This is a genomic window from Pseudomonas sp. 51_B, from assembly GCF_017491595.1.
Lineage (GTDB): Bacteria > Pseudomonadota > Gammaproteobacteria > Pseudomonadales > Pseudomonadaceae > Aquipseudomonas > Aquipseudomonas promysalinigenes.
In genome coordinates this window covers 1-240 of sequence record NZ_JAFGYW010000614.1, presented here as the reverse complement: position 1 = coordinate 240, position 240 = coordinate 1, and the positions used below count along the sequence as shown (strand labels likewise).

The window sequence follows — 240 nt, the reverse complement described above, 5'->3', positions numbered from 1 at the left end:
ACGGCCAGTTCAGCGTCACCCTGAGCCCTGCCGCCAACACGGGCGCGGTGCTCAGTGTGGTGCAGACAGATGCCGCACTCAACGCCTCACCCGAACAGCAAGTCACGGCACCCGGCGCTGCAGCGCCGGGTGCCGTGACTTGCTGTTCGGGTGAGGCGTTGAGTGCGGCATCTGTCTGCACCACACTGAGCACCGCGCCCGTGTTGGCGGCAGGGCTCAGGGTGACGCTGAACTGGCCGT

Annotated in this window: 1 pseudogene; it reads right to left on the bottom strand. The window is 67.5% G+C overall.

Annotated features, from left to right (window positions below):
- Positions 1–112: 112 nt before the first annotated feature.
- A pseudogene (locus J5M56_RS27330) lies at positions 113–240 on the bottom strand (Ig-like domain-containing protein); the annotation flags it as partial.